The organism is Nostoc sp. (assembly GCF_036917435.1).
In the GTDB taxonomy this organism is placed as follows: domain Bacteria; phylum Cyanobacteriota; class Cyanobacteriia; order Cyanobacteriales; family Nostocaceae; genus Nostoc.
In genome coordinates this window covers 21,743-44,650 of record NZ_JBALDM010000009.1, presented here as the reverse complement: position 1 = coordinate 44,650, position 22,908 = coordinate 21,743, and the positions used below count along the sequence as shown (strand labels likewise).

The window sequence follows — 22,908 nt, the reverse complement described above, 5'->3', positions numbered from 1 at the left end:
TCGGCTTATCCGATAATCCGATAATCCGATCGCAATAGATAGTCCTGTTTCAGATGAATCTGGAGTGGCTACTCTAATCATATTTAGAATGCTGAATGTACCAAGCGGTTGTTTCTCGTTCTAAGGTTTCATGATCTGGAGTTCGCCTATCCAAACATTGTCGAGTCAATGCCGATAGTTCGTTCTCAGTGTCCATCCCTGCCCATTGATATCTATGTTGAGCAGAATTTCAGCGTCCTTGATTTTATACGCTGCGGCTCTGCCCGTTGATACGAGGTCTTGGAGGTTTTGCCGTTCCTTCTGATGACTCAACTGGACAATATAGCGGTTGGGCATGGGAAGTTCCTCAAACCAATGGAGCGGTTGATAGCGAATAGCCTCTCCATTTTTCCATAAACTCACAAATTTAGTTTTGACAGACCACTAGCTTAGTTATTTAATCTTGTATTATACAGTTAAGCTGCTACGGAGCTTAACTGCCAACTCCAGCTAGTTTTTCAAAAGTATCTGTAGGCACAGAGGGAAATGGGGGAGTAGAGGAGTGAAAGACAAGGGGGACAACGGAGAATAACTTATGTTTAATGGCTAATGACTCTTGACTCTTTTTTTGTCGTTATCCAGCCAATAACAATAAGTAATGCACCAAATGCAAGAAATCCTAAATCCCAAGTTAACTGATTTGGGCCTGGTTTGACATGATGAATACCGAGAATTTGGTGGTCAATTAAACCTTCAACTAAATCGAACAATCCAATCCCAATCAATATTGACCCAATAAAAGTCTGTGATGACCAAGGAACATCATCACGCCCTCCAGCACGCCATAGCAACACAAGTCCTATCACGGTGAATACCCAATTCAAGCTATGAAATAACCCATCCCATAGCATGTTCAAATCTATATTCGCCATGCTTGTCAAAGGTCGAATGTTACTGAGCATGTGATGCCACTGGAGGATCTGATGCAGTAAAATTCCATCAATAAACCCTCCAAGACCTACACCAAGAAAAACTCCAGCAGTAATTAGTGGTGCGCGTCGGTTGAGGTTTCCACTTTTTGCCTCCATTGTCAACCTCATAGATAGGCTTTTCCACTAAAGTAAACTCTTTTGGCAGAAATATCTTCTATCTTGAGGCGAGTAAGAGAATTGAAGGAGGCAGGAGGCAGTATTCCTCTCTCTTAAACTGGCTCTATTGTTAATAAATCCTCAAATTTGATCTGCATACCCGCTTTCACTGGGTCGAAATCTTGGGGAAAAAGCAGATTACGATCGTAGTCTGCTTTTTCCAGATTAGGTTGATTGAGATCGGCTTGGCGGAGATTCGCTAACATCAATAATGCTCCGCTAAGATCGGCATCCCTCAGATTAGGTTGATTGAGATCCACGAAACTCAGGTCAGTTCCCCTAAGATTCGCGCCACTTAGGAGTCATGTAAAAATAACTTAAACAATTAAGCAGGAATTCTGGGTTTAATTACATAGTTCCATTCACCACGAAAAGAGTTGCGTTCAATAGCAATAGCATTAAATTCTTGGTGTGTAACTTTGATTCCTATTTTGTAGCGATTTTCATCTAATCTAGCTTCTACTTGTAATCCTTATTGGGTGGTAGTATTGCGAATTAAATTAGTCAGCATTGGATCTTGTTCTTCAAATAGTTTCCGCCCACCACCTACTTCACGGATTCTGAGATTATCATCTGTAGTTTTTGACTTATCCGTTTCTGACAACAAACCTATCCCGGCATGAATTGTAGTACGGGAAAGTCCCGTTGCTATTAAGACCTGACTGATACCTCCCCAACCCAGGCTTTGGGCTTCAATCGCTGCCCAAATACGTCGTGTTTTCTCATTCAAGTAAGGACTCAACCGCTCATACTTTTCTTGAATGCTTTTCACTACCTCGTTACCAGCCATATCACCCTGCAATGCCAATTATCTTATCATTATCTAGCCTATGGGTAATTAAATGTAATACATGAGTTCCTTCTGCTTTCTGAGCGATCTTCGTTCACAAAGGTCTTGGAGTGTATATTTTTCCAAAACGGAATTAGCAGCCTGACGTGCTTCCTGCCAAACTTCCTGAATTAGCTCACCTTCTACTGTGTTGGGAGTCGGCTCAGAATCAGATACAACAATATCTGACCCTTCCATGCAGGTAAAAGCATCTAACACTGTAATCTTTCCAGGATCTCGTGCCAGAACATAGCCACCTTTAGCTCCGCGTATACTCTTAATTAAACCTCCACGTCTTAATGTTGCTAAAAGTTGTTCTAAATAGCGGTTTGGTATGTCTTGTAAGACCGCTATTTCTCGAATTTGCAGCGCTTCACCGTTAGGGTAGCAGGTTGCTAACTCTAACAGAGCTAGAAGTGCGTATTCTGATTTGTTAGAGATGACCACAGGCGTAATATTTTAAACTCACACTTAAATATACAGAGTCCTTAAGTTTGTTTCCCTAAGCTATTGTTAAGAAAAACTTTACAATCAACTAATTGCTGACCGGCTAACTCTACTTTAAAGACCTTTCAGCATAGAAGCAATTACTTTTTTTTTGGAATTCAATAAATAAAAGTGATTCTTTATTGTACAGTCTTTTTCAGTGGGAAGTGACTTAAAAGCTTATTATATCTGGCTTTCAACCTAATTTTATTAGGAATTGTAGCTTGTTAGCCTGAAATTAGGGGGTTTAGACATGCATTGGAAGGCAGCAACGTTGAAAAGCAAGCCCATAATAGATAAAAGCAGCATTAGTGCAAGTCACTCACTATATCCCTCTTCTATCACTTTCCGGGACGGCGATCGCTAGAAGCCTGATGAGACAATCAATACAAGCTATACTATTAGAAAAAAATGGGTCTTGTATTTGTTATTAGAAAAGAATCGCGCAATCTCTTGCTATACAAAGACTCTAAAATTCAGAAATGGCAAATGTTTTCGGAGAGTGACAGAAGAGGGATATATACAAATTTATCAAAAATGGCAGAATGACTGTAAAGATAGTTCCTGTACCGATCGCACTTTCGACAATAATCTTGCCGCCATATAAATAAATCTACAGCCTGATTGACGATGGAGATTCCTAATCCCATTCCTGGGATATTACCTGTATTACTGGCGTGATGGAAGGGTTCAAAGATGAGTTCAGTGTCAGAATGGGGAATGCCAATACCAGACTCAAGACTCTGGTATTTCGGCGCGATCGCCTAGATGAGTCAGTTTTAACCCACATTCCGCACTTCAAATAATGGTATTAAAAAACTACATTTAAATAAAATCCAAAATTGTAATAGCGAAGCGATCGTCATCTTCTTCAGTACAAAAGTTTTTATATGAGGGGTTTAAGTATTTTAAATTTTGTGACAATGTTTTGTGAAGTTAACAGCTAATTAGTTAATTTACAGCGCAAGTCAATACGCCGCTACAATAGTACCCTAAGAAGGATTATGCCGAAATTAGTGATATTATGACGACTGCTACAACTGTAAAAACTGAGTATGAAGCGATTATTGGTCTAGAAACTCATTGTCAGTTGAGTACCAAGACCAAGATTTTCTCTAATAGCTCTACTGCATTTGGTGCTGACCCAAATACTAACATTGACCCGGTTTGTATGGGTTTACCTGGGGTGTTGCCTGTACTGAATGAAAAAGTATTAGAATACGCTGTCAAAGCTGGTTTGGCACTGAATTGTCAAATTGCTAGATATAGCAAGTTTGACCGAAAACAATATTTTTATCCTGACTTACCTAAAAATTACCAAATTTCTCAATACGATTTACCGATCGCAGAACATGGTTGGTTAGAAATAGAATTAGTAGATGCTGAGGGAAATCCGACTCGCAAACGCATTGGTGTCACACGTCTGCACATGGAAGAAGATGCAGGAAAATTGGTACATGCAGGTAGTGATCGCCTTTCTGGTTCTTCCTATTCTCTGGTAGACTACAATCGCGCAGGTATACCATTAGTCGAAATTGTCTCGGAACCTGATTTACGTTCTGGATTGGAAGCTGCTGAATATGCTGAAGAGATACGCCGGATTGTCCGGTATCTCGGTGTGAGTGATGGCAATATGCAAGAAGGATCTCTGCGCTGCGATGTCAACATTTCTGTGCGTCCGGTGGGACGAAAGGAATTTGGCACCAAGGTAGAAATTAAAAACATGAACTCCTTCAGCGCCATCCAACGGGCGATTGACTACGAAATTGAGCGCCAAATTGCCGCAATCGAAGCGGGCGATCGCATCATTCAAGAAACTCGGCTGTGGGAAGAAGGCGCTCAACGCACAAGTAGTATGCGGATTAAAGAAGGTTCTAGCGATTACCGTTACTTCCCCGAACCAGATTTAGCACCAATTGAGGTGACAGACGCTCAATTAGAGCAATGGCGTAGCGAATTACCAGAATTACCAGCCCAAAAACGTCATCATTATGAAAATGAGTTGGGGCTTTCAGTTTATGATGCACGAGTGTTGACAGAAGATCGTCCAGTTACAGAATATTTTGAAACTGCGATCGCATCTGGAGCAAATCCCAAAGCTGCTGCAAACTGGATTACTCAAGATATCGCCGCCTACCTTAATAAGCAAAAACTCAGTATTACTCAAATCGGGCTGACTCCCACCAATTTAGCTGAGATCATTACCCGCATTGAAACGGGCAAAATTAGCAATGCTCAAGCTAAAGAAAAGTTGCCAGATTTACTCAATGGGATTTCTCCTGAAAAAGCCTTTACAGGTCTTGAGTTAATCACCGATCTCAGTGTACTAGAACCCATCGTTGATGAAGTCATAGCTGCTAATCCGAAAGAACTAGAAAAGTATCGCAACGGTAACATCAACCTTAAAGGCTTCTTTGTCGGACAAGTTCTGAAAAAGACAGCCAAACGTGCCGATCCTAAGCTGACTAACGAATTGGTGGAGAAAAAACTGAACGCCTCGTAATTCGTAATTACTGTTCAGTAAGGGTTTTAGACATTATTGGGTGAAGGGCAGAGGAAAGTTACAGTAAATCTTTCCCCAATGCCCAATGCCCAATTCCCAATTTCCAATTCCCAATTTCCAATGCCCAATTTCCAATGCCCAATTTCCAATGCCCAATTCCCAAGTAAGTATTTTCCCGTATTCCTTCACCAAATCTTTATATAAAACCTGGTGACAACCCCCATACCTAAAATGCTATGCTGTGCTAAGTAGATGCACCCTGATGATCTGGAGAGCTGCCTAAGTAGCTCTCTTTTTTATCTTGTTTTGTGGTATCTACGGAAAAACTTCGTCGAAATTTTATAAACAATCTTAATAAATAAGTATTAACCCTTAGATTATAAAATAGATACTGTAAGTAAAAGATGCACCGTAATAATCTGGAGAGCGACTCAAGTTGCTCTCTTTTTTCATATTTGTCTTTCGTCATAAGAAAGGTAAAAACAATTATGCTAATCGCCAACTGGTGCATTATTATTGCCATCAGCAAATAAACTCACAATGATGGGAATTGGGAATTGGCGGAAACTCCCACCTTTTGTACAGACGCGATTAATCGCGTCTGTATGCCTAACTCAACACTTCACACTTTTTTAAAGCACAAATTGATTTATCTAACCTGATAGTTGTAAGGAAGAAAATGGCAGATTGGCAAAAAATCACAGGTGGCATCACAGCACCAAGGGGGTATCAGGCGGCGGGAATTACCGCAGGGTTGAAACCTTCGGGGTTGCCGGATTTAGCTTTGATATTCTCGGAGGTGGAAGCGATCGCAGCTGGTGTATTTACCACCAGTCAAGTTAAAGCTGCTTGTGTAGAATATTGTCGCCAACGCTTGCAAGGCAAACATAGCGCTCGTGCCATCCTCTGCAATGCTGGACAAGCAAATGCCGCTACAGGTAATCAAGGCTACCTTGATACCCTAGAATCTGCTTTGGCAATAGCCCAAGCGCTGAACATCTCCTCTGAATCTGTCTTATTAGCTTCTACTGGGGTGATTGGTCAAAGAATTAAGATGGATGCTTTGCGAACTGGGATTCCCAAGGTAGTAGCAGCGCTATCAGCAACAGGTTCAGATGCCGCAGCCGGAGCAATTATCACTACAGACTTGGTAACAAAATCCATTGCCCTAGAGACAACTATAAACGAGCGTCCAGTCAGAATTGGCGGCATCGCCAAAGGTTCGGGTATGATCCATCCCAACATGGCAACCATGTTGGCATTTGTAACTTGTGATGCTGTGGTTTCGCCAGCCCTTTGGCAACAAATGTTAGCAAGGGCGGCTGATAGAAGCTTTAATTCCATCACTGTGGATGGCGATACCAGTACTAACGACAGCTTAATCGCCTTGGCAAACGGTCAATCTCGCACCCCAGCAATTATAGAATGGGGCGCAGAAGCAGAGAAATTAGAGGCGATGTTAACAGCAGTTTGTCAGCATTTAGCAAAAGCGATCGCTCGTGATGGTGAAGGCGCAACTTGTCTAATAGAAGTGGAAGTAACAGGGGCCCATGATGAAATCTCAGCCCGACAAATAGCCAAAACCATTGCTGGCTCATCTCTCGTTAAATCTGCAATCTTTGGACGAGATCCCAACTGGGGACGCATCGCCGCCGCCGCCGGACGTGCAGGTATACCTTTTGAACAAGAAAACCTGCAAATTAAGCTGGGGAATTTTTTAATGTTAGAAAATGGGCAACCCTTAACTTTTGATCGTGCAGCAGCGAGTGCTTATTTAAAAAAAGCAGCGACAAGTGCTTATCTCCAAGAAGATACGGTGTTAATCTCCGTTAACGTTGGCAATGGTTATGGTGTGGGTAAAGCTTGGGGTTGTGATTTAAGTTACGACTATGTGAGGATTAACGCCGAATATACTACTTGACACTTTTATATCAAGTCTGGGTAATTAGTTATGACTTTCATAGTCATTGCACGCATATTCCAACACTGTACTGGTTCCCCTTAATTCCCTCCTCGATCGAGTAGCATATTCCCTTATCTCCAATAGACATCTCCAGAAATCAATTAAGACCCCTCTCCAAACCTCTCCCCGTTGGTGTCAGCCTGCCGTTAGGAAAGCGGAGAGAGGCTTAATTTCCGTGATATTTGTATGTAAATTTAAGGTAACTAAATCTTTTCTGGAGATGTCAAATGTACTAAAAATCCCTGCCACAGTAGACAGGGATATAGTTTTTAGCTAAAACTTATTTGCTAGCTGCTAACAAAATCTTTGTGTGCAGCAACAAGCATTTGAGCTTGTCTTAAAACGTTTCCGAATAAATAAAAAGGAATCTGCCAAGCTGCAACGGTAACTTCTTTGACTATATCCTGTACACTAATTGCGATTAATTCATGCTCTGGCGGCTCTCCTTCAACTGCGCCAGACCAAGTAAAAGCTAATAGAAAATCATCGTCTCCAGGTAAGGATGCAATCAAACATTCTTCTGGTGTTGGCTGGCAAATAATCCCATATTCATTTGCAAGTTCTACTAGTCTTTGAAAGTTATTTACGTTCGTCATTTCTCTTTCGGATGTAATTGAATCTCAGTTTGACAAGGAATTATATTTTGTATACCCAAAAGTAAAATTATTTACTCTCTATCATTAATTACAAATTATTAAGTATTTGTTAGAGTTAGTTCTGACTTAAGTCCAAAATCTTACCGCGATCGCTTAGTTAGATCGGCAACAATTGTTACTATTTGAAAAAAAGCTGAATTACCTACTTTTTCGGTTGAACTTATAAATATCACCTTGTCTCGCATTAAATCAGGCGAGATGGAGTTATATTGCAATTGGGAATTGGGAATTGGGAATTGATTATTTTTGACTGCTGCTGTGATGAAATCTCAAATTTTAAATCTAAATTGCTTGACAATATGGCAATATATAAAGTTGTAGCTAACCGCCTACTTGGAGGTTTAACGTGGATACCATTGCAATTCCTGCTCTAGATCGGCCAGTGGATGCCACGGTAGAAATTCCCGGTTCTAAAAGTCTTACCAATCGGGCATTGCTTGTCGCGGCTTTGGCGCAAGGTGACTCAATTTTAGAAAATGCCTTATTTAGTGAAGACAGCGAATATTTTGTCAAATGCGTAGAGCAATTAGGCATTCCCATTACTTTGAATCCTCATCAAGCACAAATCCAAGTGGCGGGAAGAGGAGGTGAGATTCCAGCTAAACAGGCAGATTTATTTGTCGGTTTGGCAGGTACAGCAGCACGGTTTATTTCGGCGTTGGTGGCACTGGGTAACGGTGAATATCGTCTAGATGGCGTTCCCAGGATGCGAGAACGACCGATGGGTGATATGTTGACGGTACTGCAAACAGGGGGAGCAAGCCTTGATTTTGAGGGAAACTCCGGGTTTATGCCCTACACCGTTTCTAGCCGGGGATTCGCTGGAGGAAATTTTAGTTTGAAAGCGAACCAAACAAGTCAGCAACTTTCGGCATTGCTGATGATTGCGCCTTATGCTCAACAAGATACGAGTATTGAAATTGAAGGAACATTAGTTTCTCAATCTTACGTTAAGATGACCTGTCGTTTAATGGCAGATTTTGGCGTAGAGGTGAATCAAATCGGCGATAATCAATTTCAAATTAAAGCAGGTCAACGTTACCAAGCTCGACATTATATAGTAGAACCCGATGCGTCAAATGCTTCTTACTTTTTTGCCGCCGCCGCCGTCACAGGTGGACGGGTGCGCGTCAAACATTTGACTAAACAATCGTGTCAAGGTGATATTCTCTGGCTGGATGTTTTAGAACAGATGGGTTGCCAAATTAAGGCTGGGGATGATTATACAGAAGTGACGGGGCCGAAGCAATTGCAAGGTATTGATATTGATATGAATGATATATCAGATTTGGTGCAAACATTAGGTGCGATCGCGCCCTTTGCAAGTTCACCAATTACTATTCGTAATGTGGAACATATTCGATATAAGGAAACCGACCGAATTCGGGCTGTGGTGACAGAGTTGCGTCGGCTAGGAGTTCAGGTTGAAGAATTTCCCGATAGACTGAAAATTGAGCCTGGCCCCATTACCCCGGCAGAGATTGAAACCTATCACGATCATCGCATGGCAATGGCTTTTGCTGTCACTGGCTTGAAGGTTCCAGGAATTGTAATTAAAAATCCTGGCTGTACAGCGAAAACTTTTCCAGATTATTTTACTCGATTCTTCAAAATGTTAGAAGAATAAGGGACTGACAAATAAAAAAATATCCAACTATTGATTGTGGGGTGGGCATCTTGACCGCCCGTAATCTATAGGCGGGCAAGATACCCACCCCACAAGATGGGATAATTTATTTATTGGAATTCCCTCAATGTTATAAAGGAAGATTTTCTATTCTTAATTGCATCAAATATAGACCTAACCCCCAGCCCCTTCCCTGCAAGGGAAGGGGAGTAGGATTCAAGCCTTTTTTCTTTTAGGGGGAGAGATCAAAGTCTATTTCATTAAAACGAGAAGCGCTAGATATTCAAAACTGAAATTTGATGTTATTTTACCTCTAATTAAAGTCTGCTTAAACTCACGATTTTAATATAAGGTGTATCAAATTATTTGGAGGCTTATTTCTCTTTATTAAAAAGGGAGAAATCATTGATTTCTATCACTATTCTAATCAGTGATAAATCCTTGTTGGGGAAATAAGCAAGTTAAAGACAAACTATTTCTATACCTTTTAGTGTGCATTGCTTACAAAAGTTTATTGTGAGGAAAATTGAGATGAAAATAGTTTCAAAATTAGCGCTGGCTGCTGCTAGCCTAGCTCTAGGTTTTGCTATTGTAGATGCTAAATCTGTATCTGCTGCAATTATTAATTACGCTTTCACGGTTGATAGTTCTGCGACCAAGGGAAATGGCTTTTTTAGCTTTGATGACTCAATTTTGAGTGGCTTTACTCCCGAAGCTACGATTAAGTCACTGTCTTTCCAATTTGACAATGATTCTAGCGTTTACACAGAACAAGATGATGTCAATTACCCAGACTTTCCTGTTGCATTTCAAACCACATCTTTGACAGGAGAAACATCTTTTGCATTAGATTATCTGTTCAATAATAAATCTAATTCTGCCAGTTATGTCAGTTACGAAATCATCGGTGAAGATTTTACAATTTTCTCTAGAACCTCTTCAGATATTGTACCTATATCAGGTACAGTTTCATATAGACAAGTACCTGAATCTACACCTTTAGTTGGCGCTCTCTTTGCTTGTGGTCTTGGCTTGATGATGAAGCGAAAAGTAGCATCAGTCAAAAAGGTTAAAGTCTAACCTTAATCAAGCTGATACTAACGCTTTATTTGCCAAAAATTAATCTATTACTAGTAGGCTTTTCTGTAGAAACATGACATCTAACACATTGACCCTAAGAGAAAAATTGGGAATTAAAACCTGATTTTGGTAAGGGAATTAATTATTAATTTTGCCTACGATTACCTTGCCTTCTTTGTGTTAGCTGTTGCTGTGCTTTAACTTACCTGTTACTCAGGAGAGGAAAATGGTAGATTACCGGAATTTTGAGCAGTTCCTGCATAGTCGAATGAAACGACGTAACTTAATTATCGGTGCAGGAGCATTGTCTGGTTTAGCGATCGCTAGTCAATTTTCTCATCAAAGAGCGATCGCTACAGGCAGATTTTCTAATTATCCTTTTACCTTGGGTATCGCATCAGGCGATCCCGATTCCACCAGCGTAGTGATTTGGACACGTCTCGCTCCCGAACCCTTAGAGGGAGGTGGAATGCCATCTGTGAATGTACCAATTCGCTGGGAAGTAGCAACTGATTCTGATATGAGGCGTATTGTCTCTAGAGGTACGGTACTTGCAACCCCAGAACTAGCTCACTCAGTACGAGTTGTGGTAGAAGGACTGGAATCTAATACTTTGTACTGGTATCGCTTTCTTGTTGGTCAAGATGCTAGCCCTATTGGTCGCACTCGTACAGCGCCTTTAGCAGGTGGCTACTTGAACAAATTGAACTTTGCCCTTGTTTCTTGCCAACACTATGAGCAGGGGTACTTTACTGCTTACAAATATTTAGCTCAAGATGACCTCGATTTAGTAGTGCATGTTGGCGATTACATCTACGAAGGCGGGATCTCAACCTCAGCCACTAGCCCCAGAAAGCACAACAGTGCAGAAATTTTGACTTTAAAAGATTACCGCAACCGTCACGCCCTTTATAAAACTGATACCAATCTGCAAGCAGCCCATGCAGCATTTCCTTGGATTGTTACCTGGGACGATCATGAAGTAGAAAACAACTACGCCAACGATATTTCAGAAATTGATACTGAACCAGATCAAGATCCGGCAATATTCCTCCTACGGCGGGCTGCTGCTTATCAGGCTTACTACGAACACATGCCACTGCGCCCCTTCTCGCGTCCCGTCGGCCCCGATATGCAACTTTACCGTCGGCTCTCCTTTGGTAACTTAGCCACCTTCCATGTCTTAGATACCCGCCAATATCGCACCGATCAGCCCTGTGGTGATGGTACTAAACAACGTCCTTGTGGAGAAGATCCCAATGGAACCATTACTGGCAAGCGTCAGGAAGATTGGCTATATGATGGTTTAGATCGCTCACAGGCTAAGTGGAACGTTTTGGCACAGCAAGTTGTAGTTGCTCAGATAGACACAAAAGCAGGGTCTGGCGAAACTTACAGCATGGATAAGTGGGATGGTTATGTGGCTTCGCGCGATCGCCTGATGCGTTTCTTAGAACAGCGCAAACCATCTAATCCAGTAGTCTTATCAGGCGATATCCATTCCAACTGGGCAATAAATTTAAAGGCTGACTTTAATAACCCAGAATCTGCTACAGTCGGGAGTGAATTCGTCTGTACCTCAATAACCTCCGGTGGAAATGGGGCAGATACCAGCGCAAGTGTTCAAGCTTACTTACCCGAAAACCCACACATTAAGTTCTTCAACAGTCAACGAGGGTATGTTCGCTGTGGGCTGACTTCCACAACCTGCAAGACAGACTATTTGGTTTTGTCAAATGTGACAACCCCATCTGGCACAATTAGTAAACGAGCTTCATTTGTAGTTGAAGACGGTAATCCAGGAATACAACAAGCCTAATGGTTTAATTCCCAGGTATTGAAACCAGACAATTATAGAAACAGGTAAATCATTAGTGTTTATCTGTTTCTATCTATTAATAATCGCACTTCCAGCCGCCATATTTTTCTCCCTGGCGTTGCTGAAAATTCATTGCAGTCTATGTAAAGTGTGGGGATATCTGCAATGGAGTCTAAGTCTGCATTGGATAAATCAGCGACCAACTGCTTGACAGATAGCGATGAAAATTTCTCGCCGAATGCGATCGCTTAGTGTACCGTAGGTAATCACCTTGCCAAAATCGGCGTAAAGTAGCTCTAGAAGTATGGGCATCTTGCCACTAATCCGCCGTGCTAGTTTTTGTCCAACCTAGACGTTGACGGGATTTGTCTACAATTGCTAATCCTGTTGTTGATGCTTTTAGTGAGTTTGACATACGTCAACTTTACAATTCACTATTTGAGCGTTTGCACATCAGGATAATTAAGAATTTTAGCATCAGCAGTTAATAAAAGACAATTATAAAATCTTGCTGTAGCCACAATCATTTGATCGAATGGGTCGCTATGGAATCCATTTAATTGAGTTGAATCAACTATTATTGGCAAAGACAAATTTAATAGTTGTACTCCCGGATAAGCTAAAGTAGCTTCTAGCCATTTATCAATATCTACAGGCAAAATTAGTCGCTTTTTCTCTACCAATTTCGCTACTTCCCAGCAAGAAAGAATGCTGATTCCTAAACCATCAGATTCGTAATCTTGTAACCATTGTTGCTGTTTTTTAGTCAGTCGTGAATCGTTCTGTACCCACCAAACCCAGATATGAGTATCAAGTACAATCATTGCAAAACTTCCCAATCTTCCAAAGCTACAGGTTCAGTTGGATCTTCATAATGGTATGGCTGTGTATCGTACAAAGGATAAAGATTTATATCCGATTGGGATTTTAGTGCTACTTGGTTATCTGGAGTTTTAGCTTCCAGAATAATCACTTCCACAGCGTCGCCTGCATGAAAAGGTAAACCCTGTAGCGTTAGAGTTCCATCTTCAGTTAACACTATTTCTATCTTATGAGCATTCATATTTCAACTCCTAAATCATTCTCAAACAATTCTAATAAACCAATTTTACCTACAAAAAAAGTATAAATCTCATATTCGATTGCTTGATAATTTTTCGCAGGTGCATAACAAGCGATAATTATTCCTTCAACGAAATGAGCCGAGATTTTTTTCTTCTTTGAGAGACTGAAGCAAGTGACTAGGACGTGCAACTTTTACACCAAGATAAAAATCAGGATAGCGAACAAATATATAATGCTCATACTCATACCAATGCATTTCACCCTTTTGTTTGTTACACATCTGACAAATGACCCAGAAATTATTGAATTCCATTGATAACCAGGGATACTGCGATCTAGGAAGCTTATGATCTATTGTTTTACCAGCCTTTTCATAATACTTGTCCCCACAAATTGGACAGTAATAGTCTGAATTATCTCTCACCCAATTTTTACTTTCTTGTGTTGTACCACACTCATAATCACCATTAACATATCGCCAGTAATCGAATTTTCTATAATTTTCAAAATCTTGATGAGTTAGTTTATGATAGCGCTTGCTACCAATTTTATCTGCAATGTTAAATAATTCATTCAGTTCTTTTTGTTCAAAGCTCACAGTTTCTTGCTCTAATATTTGATAGTTCTGTATGACTTTTGATTATTTTGTTTCCTATATGTCTTTTTTGTTCTATTACTGAAATCGATAAATTCTATTTCTGTATCAGGAAATTGCTTATCTATCTCTTCTGCAATTTCATTTACTTCTTTAGATAGCTTATGATTGGTTTCTTGGATTTCTTGAGTAGTAAGATATTTATTTCCAATTCGCTCTGCTTCTAAAAATAATTCTTCAAGTGTCAAATCCTCAAATTGACATTTATCTAAAAAATCCTTTATTTTATGATATAGAATTATAACGTTATTCCATCCAACATTCTTGTAACCTTCTGTTTTTAGCCAGTGTATATCTTCTTGCTTCAGCTTATTTCTATTCTTTGAGTTAATACGTTGAGTATCGCGGTAACTCATCCCATTGAAAATTGTTTTTTTAATTTTGCGATCGGTCATAGATACAGTTTTTTAACCTAGTGTAGATTTGAATAAATGAATTACTGCTTTCCGAATTTCGCTGTCTTCATACTGGAGAATTTTCTTAGTATTTATAGCTAGTTTCAATCTAATTTCATCAATTAAATTTTTTAAGGTTTTATTGTCTTTCATTAGTTGCTCATTCACAACCATCAAATTCTTATTTTGAGAATTTATAGCTTTGATCCTATCTTCTACAAGATTACTTTTGTCGTATAAACTTTGAATTTCAGCTTCGCGTTTATCCTTTTCCTGTCTTTGATAATTTATCAGTTGATCCATTTTCGCAGCATATTCTTTTTCTTTCCGCTCAAGCTCGTTTGTTTTCTTTGTTACCAAACCTTTCTGAGCAGCTTGAAGACGCTGACGATTTATTAGTTCAGAACCAGCAAAATGCGAAATAGCTCTGCGAATAGTAATTTCATCTGGATTAGTCTTAAAGTCAATTTTCTCTAATGCACGTTCAGCATCTTTTATTGTCCATCCTTCACTTTCAAGTAGCTTAATAGCCTGTGACTTATTCACTGTTATAAGTTGATAGGGTATGCTTAATGTAATTTAGATTACGTGTTTTTAGTATAAAACACTTATGCAGTAACTAGACTGGCAATTTTACCGAAAATCATTATTTACCAGTGAACCTACTACTGAGCATATCTCCAAAAAAAAACCGCCTACGTTAGAGACAGCAAACAAGAGATCGCCAGACTGGATTAACTCAAGTTACATACAATTTTCTTCAGCTTTTCTTTACTCACTTAATGTTGCATTTTTTTAAACATCTGTTACATTACTTTACAGACAGTTACAACTGCTACAAAACTTGAACTTTGGAGTTTTACTTATGACAGGTTTTAAGAATCCTGCGCCTATTGTTTCAGAAGATCCTAATGCCGTGCGTTTTGGCTTCACTCCTCAGAGTGAAAACTGGAATGGTCGTCTTGCAATGATTGGTTTTCTATCTGCGGTTTTGATTGAAGCTTTTTCTGGTCAAGGTTTACTCCATTTCTGGGGCATCCTCTAAGTTAACGTGAAATAGACGGTTAGAAACCGCGTCTATACGAGACTTTACCTGCCTTTGCAGGTTTCAAACAAGGGGATTTTACCCCTTGTTTCTCTGCATTGATGTACCAGTGAACGGGAAAGTTAATATAGATGTGATTTTGTTTAAAATGCTGTAAGAGGCGATCTGCTTTGTTTATACTCGCCAGCTTAAATAATGCAATCTACAGATAAACGTCCTCTCAGTTGGTTATTGCAGCAGTTTCAACTCAAGCCAGGTAAGCCCGCCATTTTATCAGGATTGCGTAGCCTTTTCATCTTGGGTGTACCCATTGGAATTGGCATTATTACTAATCATGCGGCTGAAAGTGCGATCGCTACTCTGGCGGCTTGGTTTGTTGGAATGGTAAATGTTGACGGAGCCTATCGCCAGAGAGCGACTGCTATGATAGCAGCTACGATTGGGGTAACTTTGATGTTCCTAATCGCCAGTTTGGTTAGTAATCATCTCTGGTTAGCGATCCCGACAACTTTCTTAGTAATATTTATCGCAGGTTTAGCAAGTCTTTATGGGAATGTGGCTGCATCTGTCAGCTTGATTACATCGATAATGTTTGTCATCTCCCTTGCTAAATTTGCTTCATTTTCTAATTGGTCTACTCTTATCCTGCACTGTGCGCTATGTCTAGCTGGTGGTGCTTGGACAAGTTTTTTGTTATTAGGGTTATGGGCGGTGCGTCCTGATGTGCCGGCAATGGAGATAGTTGCAAACTGTTATCTCTCGTTGAGCCAATTTGTAAACTTGGCAAGTCAGAGAGGAGTAAACCCAGATGAGCGTCAGGAGTGGACACAGCAATTTTTACAAGCTCAAGATATCGTCATCCAAGATTTGACATCTGCTCGTAGTATCTGGACAACTATTTGGACTAGGCAAAGAGGAGCTACCCTACGGGGAAATCACTTACTCGTGTTAATCGAGGATGTCAATCAACTTGTCAATTCGGTTGTGGCACTGAGCGAACTGTTAGCGATCGCATCCGAACATCAACTATTTTATCGATTGCAGGAAGAAGTTGAGCAAGTGATAGAACAATTGGCAATTGCTCTACAAATGTTATCAGAAGCGATCGCTAAAGAAAAAAACTCAGTTCACTTGGGGGATCTAGATCGGACAGTTGAAGCATTAGAACACCAGTGGGAAGTTCTCCGCGCTCAAATCTTCAATCAAACGATAAATCTTCAAATAGATGAATATCCCGATGTAGTCAACATTAGGAGGATTACAGCCAGCCTGACAAAGTTAGCACAGCAAGTTCATACTGATGCTGATGTTGTAGCAGATTTAATCCAGGGAAAACAGAGCAGTATTACCCAAAGAGATATTTCGCCGCCAGCCCAGTCAGAGCCTACTGCAATTATTGATACATTGCGGCAGAACTTCACTTTTGAGTCAGTCCTCTTTCGTCATGCGTTGCGCCTCGCACTGATTGTAACCTTCGCGGAATTACTTGCCTCAATATTGCCACTACCTAGAGGTTATTGGATAACGCTAACGGCTTTAGTTGCACTCAAACCAAACTTTGGGGGAACGTCTGAGACGACAGTACAAAGAGTTTTTGGGACTATTTTCGGTGGGATTATTGGTATTACTTTGGTTTTACTGCTTAAGAATACATTAGCGATCGCAGTTTGTTTTTTATTACTAGTGTTTGTTGCGATGGCGGTGCGATCGTTAAGTTACAGCATATTTATTATTTTGCTAACTCCTGCCATCATCTTACTACTCAATCTTATTAGGGCAGGTGGCTGGGAAGTTGGAGTATTGCGGATCGTCGATAGTTTAATTGGGGGAGTCTTAGCACTGCTTGGCAGCTATTTGCTTTTTCCCAGTTGGGAACGACAGCAACTTCCCGCACAACTAGAAAAGACAATTCGAGCCAATCTTGCCTACTTTCAACAGGTTATTGCTAATTATCTGCATCCTCAACCGGATGAATCTATGAATATGCTACGCCATCAAGCGGCACTAGAAAACGTCAACGCTAACGCAGCCGCTCAACGATTGTTCAGCGAACCGCGTCACATTCAGGGAGAAATCGAACCTGTAATGACGGTGATAACATACATTCGTGGCTTTTTCAGTTCGGTTACAACTCTGGCAGAACATAAGCGAGAATTTAGCGGCGAGTACCAATTTACTGAACTCAAGCTACTTACTGATATCATTATCCAAGTTTTGGAAAACTTAGCAGATGCTCTTGGGCAAGGACAGCCACCCCAACCGTTACCAGCGTTAGATAGCTATCTTGAAGTAATTCACAATCAAATTGAGCAGCTACATACCGCTCGATTATCAGAGATTGCCACAAATTCCCAGACTTTAACTTCTACATTACAAGCCGTTCGAGAACAAACTCCTTTATCTATGGAACTGGATCGAATTGTTAATGAAATTAAAGTTATGCACTGTGTAATTGCTCGTTTACAAGAATAAAGAAAGAACTTTTTCTATAGGGTAATACCAATTCTGTATGAAGATGCGCTAAACCATAAGTACAAGAAATAAAAACGAACCACAAAGGAAGAAGTTAAAATGGTTTGGCGCAGCCTCACAAAAAAATGGTATAAGAAGCTTTTATTTTTATTCAAGTTGAAGAATACTTAAAGAGTAATACCATTTCCCTAAATATCCAATAAATAGCCCAAACCTCGATTTTCAGATAGGGGCAATTCATGAATTGCCCCTAACAGGTGTAGTTGTGTGTAAGTGCTAACAATATTAAAATGCTTACGAGTTATTTGAGAGCAGCCAAAGTTCTTTGTCCAACTATTCCGTCTGCTCTTAATCCTTTAGACTTTTGAAATTTCATCACTGCTGAACGTGTTCTGTTATCAAAGACACCATTGACATTTGCAGTATAGAATCCTTGTTGTTTTAAAGCATTCTGAGCAGTTTTGACTGCTTCTCCCCTGCTACCTACTGTGAGAGTGGTACTACGGTTTGCTGTACTATTAGCCTTGCTCTTGGCATTAAGCTTATGGACACCATTAGGCTTTTTCATCATATTGCCTTGCTGAGGCTTTTGTGCAACTTGGGTAGCCGCAATCTGATTGTGGCTTTTATTATTAGTTAAAGAGTAAGCAGGTACAGCAGTAGCTAAAGTCAGAATAGGGATCAAAGCAAGTAGTTTCCAATTCATCTTTTTGTTCCTTTTAAACTATGATTTTGCAATTTTGATTTGAAGATTTATGCTATCGAGGTTTGTACCTGATAACGATTCTCTTCGAGCGATTCTGGTGTGTGGATTTGCTATGGGGCTAGTCTATTTTTTAACCCAGAGCTTTACTATCACACGGCATATTGACAGAGGTATTACAAAACTGTGACAAAACCATGAATAATTTATACTTCTATAGAAGGTAAGCTTTTTCATGGTCTTATAATCCCAACTGTAGCTTACGGTGTTCTAATAGTCATCTGGGTTAACTTCTGACTTTTAACCCCTGCCCAAAGGGTAAGTGGTTGTCCGACCTGTTTATACAGCAAGCTTTCTAAAATCACACCATTATTGTTTGCGGTGAGAGTTTTATTCGGCTGACGTAGGGATTCATAAAAACCGTTGTACCAACCATCTTTAGAGTTAAGATTAGCTTGGACAAAATTAAATAACTCAGTAGTGTAAGTAGTGTTGTAAAGTACATGCCAGCCGATCGCAGCTTTGGCACTGAGAAATCGCAAATCGTTGTGTTTTTGTTGGGTATCTGTGATGGTTGCCCAAGGTTCCCCGTTCACAAACAAGCTGCTGTAAACAAAGTATGGCGGACGATCTAAGTTATCTTCGGTGACTGCGGTTAATTGTTTTGTGGCTTCATAACGCCCTACTTGAGCAGCTAAAATCCGATCGGCATAAGCTTTTGGCAAAGCTTGAAATCCAGTTTCGATCCCATCTAGAATGTAGGGTTCGCTGAGAACATAGTTATTAGCTCCAGAGTTTTTAAAGTCGCGGCGATCGTAAGGAATTCCCTGTCCGTAAAGATCGACAAAGGCAGCATTGGACTGATAATCCAATGCTTGTGTAACATTCAAGCCCCAAAGCTTTAAACCATAAGCAGCATAATTCTCATAGCCCAAGCGCCCTTCTTGGTTGTATTGTTCTTTACCGTTAATAACGGCAGTACCGTACATTTGCCCATTTTTGGTAAGACGCTTGACTTGCCAATTTTTCCAAACTGCTTCTGTTTCTAGTCGCATTTCTGGATACTTTGTCCCGACAATTTTCAACCAGATTGCCATCCGCCCTAAATCGATGGCTGACCAACCAATTTCTTCGCGTTTTTCTAGTTGACCATAATTAACGGGTATAAGAGTTTTGGCATTGTAAACCTTGTTGGGTAGTTCACCTTTGTATAAAGGCATTGATGCCAGTGTTTTCAACATTTTGCTCATTTTGGCTTCAAATTCAGTCGCAGGCACGATATTGAGTTCTTTAGCACTAACTAAGGCTGCGATCGCTGCTGTCTGATCCCACATACTGACAGAAGCAAAGCCATCAACGGAATTGACTAACCCAGTTTCATCATTCCAGTTGCGCTGGAAGTATGACCAAGCAATATGTGCAGTTTTCGTTTCTTCTGGAGTCAGTTTTCCCACTCCTGGAGCAATGTATGGAATTATCGCTACTGTGAGTTGGTTTTTCGGAATGGATTGACCTGGCAAAACTACAGATTTAGTATCAAGGCTAGCAACTATTTCAGCCGCTTTATCAGCAGAGATAGGGCTTTCGGGTTTCTTTGGTTGTATCAACTGGCGTGAAGCGGTTTCGGATGTTGAGATTTCAGGTTTTTCTATGGAAGCCTGGGAAAGTTGCTTAGACCAAACATTCAAAATTGCGATCGCAATTACAGCCGTAACTACTCCTCCTACAGTAGCTAGCATGGACAAACTCTTGGGTGGTGGTTGAAAATCAGAACTCATACTGATTAAAGCCTTATTTTATAAGTCAGCGTTGTTTGCGTAGTTTCACTAAATACATTCTTCCCAACTTTGAAATCTAACTAACACCCGAAAGTCCACCTGACTACTACAATAAAATAGTCACGCACCCGATCTCTGGAGTTCTAGCAGTGGGCTTATTTGATGATTTGAGTCGGTTTTTAGAAAACCGTTTAGAAGAATTCTTGCGTAACAATCCACATTTGGAGTTAGAGGCGCTGCTAGAACAGCTGCGTGAGCAAGAAGAAGATACATTAAAGCTGATTGCAGATTTACAATTACAAGAGAAGCGATCGCAAGATGAAATTCTTTCCACCGCTCAAGAAATTCAGCGTTGGCATATCCGCGTTCAAAAGGCCAAAAACGCTAATAGAGAAGATTTAGCAAGTGCGGCAGGTGAGCGAGAAGCAGCCCTGTTACGCGAAGGAAATCAACGCTGGGGACACATGCAAGGGCTAAAAGAACGCATTAACCAATCTCAGGAACTACTGCACAAAATTCAGCAACGCCGACAGGAGGTACAAGCCAAAGCAGCCGAAGCACAAACAGCCCGCGATCAAGCGCAAACTCAGCAGCGTTTTGAAACCAGTGGTTGGTCAAATAAAACTAGTAGTTCTTCTAGTGGGTTTGATGATTTAGAAGAGAAGTTCCGTAGCTGGGAAACCCAAGATGAATTAGAACAAATGAAGCGGAATCTAGGCAAATAAATAGTTGCACGGATCGAGCGGATCGATAACAAATTTTAGCTTTTGGCGTAAATAGCTACATGGCAAAGCCTGTAATTTTGAAAGAGTTAGTTGCAGAAATGCCTAAATATCTCTCGTAACAGGGCAATTACAGCAGATTGCAACAGGCGTGAGGTAGAGATCATCGTAGGGGCACAACATGTTGTGCCCCTACTTATAAATAGAATGGCACGCTGTAAAACTAAACCAATAATTGATATTTCTCTTGAGCCAGATTGTAAAGTGGTCGCCAAATCAAACGATTGGTTAACACTACTAACAAAGACATTACTACAGTTGAAGCTAACAGCAGAGAAAAATTACCTGTCGCCGTAGCATGAGAAATCGTCGCCCCCAAGCCGGGAGTAGTAATTACTCGCCCTTGAAATGTAACGTACTCGCTGACAATGCTGGCATTCCAAGCGCCACCAACGGCAGTAATAATTCCTGTAATTAGGTAGGGAAAGATTGCGGGTAAAATTAGGGTTCGCCAACGCTGCAAAGTTGAGAGTTTATACACTGAAGCTGCTTCAATGAGGTCTGAGGGAATTGACTGCGCCCCAGCAATGACATTGAACAGGATATACCACATTGTTCCTAGCATCATCAGAGCGATCGCACCAATCTGCAAACCCCCAGCAATGCGCGTTAACCCCAGCAACAACACCGGAAATAAGGCTGTTGCCGGCACAGAAGCGGCAATTTGTACCAATGGTTGCAATACTTGAGCCAACCGCCGATTGCGACCAATTGCTACGCCTACGGGTACTGTCCACAACAGTGATAATATCAAAGCAATTATCACCCGCAACGCCGTTAACATAGCGCCCTTGATTACCTGTTGCCAATCATCCCAGCCCAAAGTTCTTAAAAGTAGCACGGCTTCCCAAGTACCCCACAAAACAATTAAGGTGAAGCCGCTCACAAATACCCAATTTACAAAACTCGGTAAATTTAGGCTTCCTTTGGCATTTACAGGCACAGAACGCACGGGAAACGAACGAATTAAACTGTCATCTATGACTGTTTGTAGTGGTTGAAAAACGCGATCGCCAATTGCCTGTAAAGTTGGCGATCGCCTGAAAATATCTAACACCCACGATTGGGGTGCATTTTCAGTTTCAATCATCTCAAACTTAAATCTTTCTGCCCAAGCAATTAGGGGTCGCCACACAAAAAAATCAGTTACCACAATGATCCCAATCAGCACCGCCAAGCCCCAAAATATAGCTTTAAAGTCTCCTTTGTTGGCTGCTGTGCCTAAAAAAGAGCCTAATCCTGGTAAACGAAAATCTTTATTTCCCAAAGTAAATGACTCAATAGCAATTAAGAAAAACCAACCTCCAGCTACCGACATTACACTATTCCACACCAAACCAATTACACCAGATGGTAACTCTAATGTCCAAAAGCGTTGCCAAGGATTAAGCCGATAAACCCGCGCTGCTTCTAGCAATTCTTGCGGTATACTTTGGAGAGATTGGTAAAAACTAAAAGTCATATTCCAAGTCATCCCAGTAAAAATTAGCAAAATTGCTGCTAGTTCTACACCAATTCTCTGACCTGGAAAAAGAGAAATTAAAGCTAGTACCACACCTGGCAAAAAAGACAATACTGGAATCGATTGCAGAATATCCAACATCGGAATTAAAATCCGTTCTGCCATTCGAGAACGATAAGCAGTCGAGGCATACAATAGGGTGAAAATTAGGGATAAAAAGTAAGCCAGTCCCATGCGAATCAAGGTTTGGGCTGAATATCCTGGCAAAGCATTGATGTTTGTAGAAATTGTGAGTTCAGGTTCAAAAGTACCGCTAAATTTAGAAGCAGTTCTAATAATTGCCACAATGAAAGATAAAATTACCATGATTAGCAATCCATCTTGCCAAGTCCAATTATTACGTCCCAGAGTTTTATTAGCGGGAGTGAGGGGTCGGGTCATAAGAGTGGGGAGATGAGGGA

At 40.7% G+C, this 22,908-nt stretch carries 22 protein-coding genes and 3 pseudogenes; 9 read left to right on the top strand and 16 right to left on the bottom strand.

The annotated features are described in order from the left end of the window. Window positions 1-165: 165 nt before the first annotated feature. The 7 genes and pseudogenes from V7K98_RS04335 to V7K98_RS04310 form a co-directional block, all read right to left on the bottom strand. Window positions 166-402, bottom strand: coding sequence for a hypothetical protein (locus tag V7K98_RS04335; RefSeq protein WP_335019594.1), 237 nt, complete (start codon window positions 400-402; stop codon window positions 166-168). 176 nt (window positions 403-578) lie between these two features. Beyond that, complete coding sequence (locus V7K98_RS04330; protein WP_335019598.1) at window positions 579-1,067, bottom strand: DUF2243 domain-containing protein; 489 nt, start codon at window positions 1,065-1,067, stop codon at window positions 579-581. Between the two features lie 113 nt (window positions 1,068-1,180). After that, window positions 1,181-1,414, bottom strand: a pseudogene (locus tag V7K98_RS04325) (pentapeptide repeat-containing protein); the annotation flags it as partial. Window positions 1,415-1,452: 38 nt separating this feature from the next. After that, a pseudogene (locus V7K98_RS28860) lies at window positions 1,453-1,587 on the bottom strand (ISAzo13-like element transposase-related protein); the annotation flags it as partial. A gap of 45 nt (window positions 1,588-1,632) precedes the next feature. Next, window positions 1,633-1,917 (bottom strand): annotated as a pseudogene (locus V7K98_RS04320) (ISAzo13 family transposase); the annotation flags it as partial. Window positions 1,918-1,965: 48 nt separating this feature from the next. Then, window positions 1,966-2,403 (bottom strand): RrF2 family transcriptional regulator, encoded by a 438-nt coding sequence (locus V7K98_RS04315; protein WP_322644070.1) that lies wholly within the window; start codon window positions 2,401-2,403, stop codon window positions 1,966-1,968. 515 nt (window positions 2,404-2,918) lie between these two features. Then, a complete protein-coding gene (locus tag V7K98_RS04310) occupies window positions 2,919-3,140 on the bottom strand; it encodes a hypothetical protein (RefSeq protein WP_335019597.1) in 222 nt (73 codons plus the stop codon). A gap of 326 nt (window positions 3,141-3,466) precedes the next feature. Here V7K98_RS04310 and gatB point away from each other — a divergent pair, with 326 nt between their 5' ends. The 3 genes from gatB to argJ all read left to right on the top strand — a co-directional run bounded on the left by gatB (window position 3,467) and on the right by argJ (window position 6,866). Continuing rightward, complete coding sequence (gatB, locus tag V7K98_RS04305; protein WP_335019593.1) at window positions 3,467-4,945, top strand: Asp-tRNA(Asn)/Glu-tRNA(Gln) amidotransferase subunit GatB; 1,479 nt, start codon at window positions 3,467-3,469, stop codon at window positions 4,943-4,945. A gap of 85 nt (window positions 4,946-5,030) precedes the next feature. After that, window positions 5,031-5,159, top strand: coding sequence for a hypothetical protein (locus tag V7K98_RS04300; protein ID WP_335019592.1), 129 nt, complete (start codon window positions 5,031-5,033; stop codon window positions 5,157-5,159). 465 nt (window positions 5,160-5,624) lie between these two features. Further along, on the top strand, window positions 5,625-6,866 hold the full coding sequence (gene argJ / locus V7K98_RS04295) for a bifunctional ornithine acetyltransferase/N-acetylglutamate synthase (protein ID WP_335019591.1): 1,242 nt from the start codon (window positions 5,625-5,627) through the stop codon (window positions 6,864-6,866). A 329-nt stretch (window positions 6,867-7,195) separates the two neighbouring features. Here the strand turns inward: argJ and V7K98_RS04290 are convergent, their stop codons facing one another. Further along, on the bottom strand, window positions 7,196-7,504 hold the full coding sequence (locus V7K98_RS04290) for a hypothetical protein (RefSeq protein WP_335019590.1): 309 nt from the start codon (window positions 7,502-7,504) through the stop codon (window positions 7,196-7,198). A gap of 406 nt (window positions 7,505-7,910) precedes the next feature. On the opposite strand from V7K98_RS04290, the gene aroA reads away from it, so the two are divergent. From aroA to V7K98_RS04275, 3 genes are all read left to right on the top strand, one after another. Beyond that, complete coding sequence (aroA, locus tag V7K98_RS04285; RefSeq protein WP_335019589.1) at window positions 7,911-9,191, top strand: 3-phosphoshikimate 1-carboxyvinyltransferase; 1,281 nt, start codon at window positions 7,911-7,913, stop codon at window positions 9,189-9,191. A gap of 531 nt (window positions 9,192-9,722) precedes the next feature. Continuing rightward, window positions 9,723-10,271, top strand: coding sequence for a PEP-CTERM sorting domain-containing protein (locus V7K98_RS04280; RefSeq protein ID WP_335019588.1), 549 nt, complete (start codon window positions 9,723-9,725; stop codon window positions 10,269-10,271). Between the two features lie 226 nt (window positions 10,272-10,497). Further along, window positions 10,498-12,090 (top strand): alkaline phosphatase D family protein, encoded by a 1,593-nt coding sequence (locus V7K98_RS04275; protein ID WP_335019587.1) that lies wholly within the window; start codon window positions 10,498-10,500, stop codon window positions 12,088-12,090. A 434-nt stretch (window positions 12,091-12,524) separates the two neighbouring features. On the opposite strand, the gene V7K98_RS04270 is transcribed toward V7K98_RS04275, so the two are convergent. From V7K98_RS04270 to V7K98_RS04250, 5 genes are all read right to left on the bottom strand, one after another. Continuing rightward, on the bottom strand, window positions 12,525-12,914 hold the full coding sequence (locus tag V7K98_RS04270; protein ID WP_335019586.1) for a type II toxin-antitoxin system VapC family toxin: 390 nt from the start codon (window positions 12,912-12,914) through the stop codon (window positions 12,525-12,527). After that, the gene (locus V7K98_RS04265; RefSeq protein WP_335019585.1) at window positions 12,911-13,153 is read right to left on the bottom strand and encodes a hypothetical protein; all 243 of its coding nucleotides are present in this window, start codon (window positions 13,151-13,153) and stop codon (window positions 12,911-12,913) included. Before V7K98_RS04265 ends, V7K98_RS04270 begins: the two co-directional genes overlap by 4 nt. 126 nt (window positions 13,154-13,279) lie before the next feature. After that, a complete protein-coding gene (locus V7K98_RS04260; protein ID WP_335019584.1) occupies window positions 13,280-13,753 on the bottom strand; it encodes an HNH endonuclease in 474 nt (157 codons plus the stop codon). 11 nt (window positions 13,754-13,764) lie between these two features. Next, complete coding sequence (locus tag V7K98_RS04255; protein WP_335019583.1) at window positions 13,765-14,205, bottom strand: hypothetical protein; 441 nt, start codon at window positions 14,203-14,205, stop codon at window positions 13,765-13,767. 12 nt (window positions 14,206-14,217) lie between these two features. Continuing rightward, the gene (locus V7K98_RS04250) at window positions 14,218-14,751 is read right to left on the bottom strand and encodes a hypothetical protein (RefSeq protein ID WP_335019582.1); all 534 of its coding nucleotides are present in this window, start codon (window positions 14,749-14,751) and stop codon (window positions 14,218-14,220) included. A 319-nt stretch (window positions 14,752-15,070) separates the two neighbouring features. On the opposite strand from V7K98_RS04250, the gene V7K98_RS04245 reads away from it, so the two are divergent. Beyond that, window positions 15,071-15,250, top strand: coding sequence for a high light inducible protein (locus V7K98_RS04245; RefSeq protein WP_335019581.1), 180 nt, complete (start codon window positions 15,071-15,073; stop codon window positions 15,248-15,250). 195 nt (window positions 15,251-15,445) lie between these two features. Continuing rightward, window positions 15,446-17,722 carry an FUSC family protein gene (locus V7K98_RS04240; RefSeq protein ID WP_335019580.1) on the top strand — a complete coding sequence of 759 codons (2,277 nt, stop codon included), beginning with the start codon at window positions 15,446-15,448 and terminating at the stop codon, window positions 17,720-17,722. A 301-nt stretch (window positions 17,723-18,023) separates the two neighbouring features. Here the strand turns inward: V7K98_RS04240 and V7K98_RS04235 are convergent, their stop codons facing one another. Together V7K98_RS04235 and V7K98_RS04230 are read right to left on the bottom strand one after the other, a co-directional pair. Beyond that, entirely contained in the window at window positions 18,024-18,428 is a 405-nt protein-coding gene (locus V7K98_RS04235) for a peptidoglycan-binding domain-containing protein (RefSeq protein ID WP_335019579.1), read from the bottom strand. Window positions 18,429-18,685: 257 nt separating this feature from the next. Beyond that, the gene (locus V7K98_RS04230) at window positions 18,686-20,203 is read right to left on the bottom strand and encodes a DUF3131 domain-containing protein (RefSeq protein WP_335019578.1); all 1,518 of its coding nucleotides are present in this window, start codon (window positions 20,201-20,203) and stop codon (window positions 18,686-18,688) included. Between the two features lie 149 nt (window positions 20,204-20,352). Between V7K98_RS04230 and V7K98_RS04225 the strand changes: the two genes are divergently transcribed. Then, complete coding sequence (locus V7K98_RS04225; RefSeq protein WP_335019577.1) at window positions 20,353-20,928, top strand: TIGR04376 family protein; 576 nt, start codon at window positions 20,353-20,355, stop codon at window positions 20,926-20,928. 220 nt (window positions 20,929-21,148) lie between these two features. Here the strand turns inward: V7K98_RS04225 and V7K98_RS04220 are convergent, their stop codons facing one another. Then, window positions 21,149-22,888, bottom strand: coding sequence for an ABC transporter permease (locus V7K98_RS04220; protein WP_335019576.1), 1,740 nt, complete (start codon window positions 22,886-22,888; stop codon window positions 21,149-21,151). Between the last annotated feature and the right edge of the window lie 20 nt (window positions 22,889-22,908).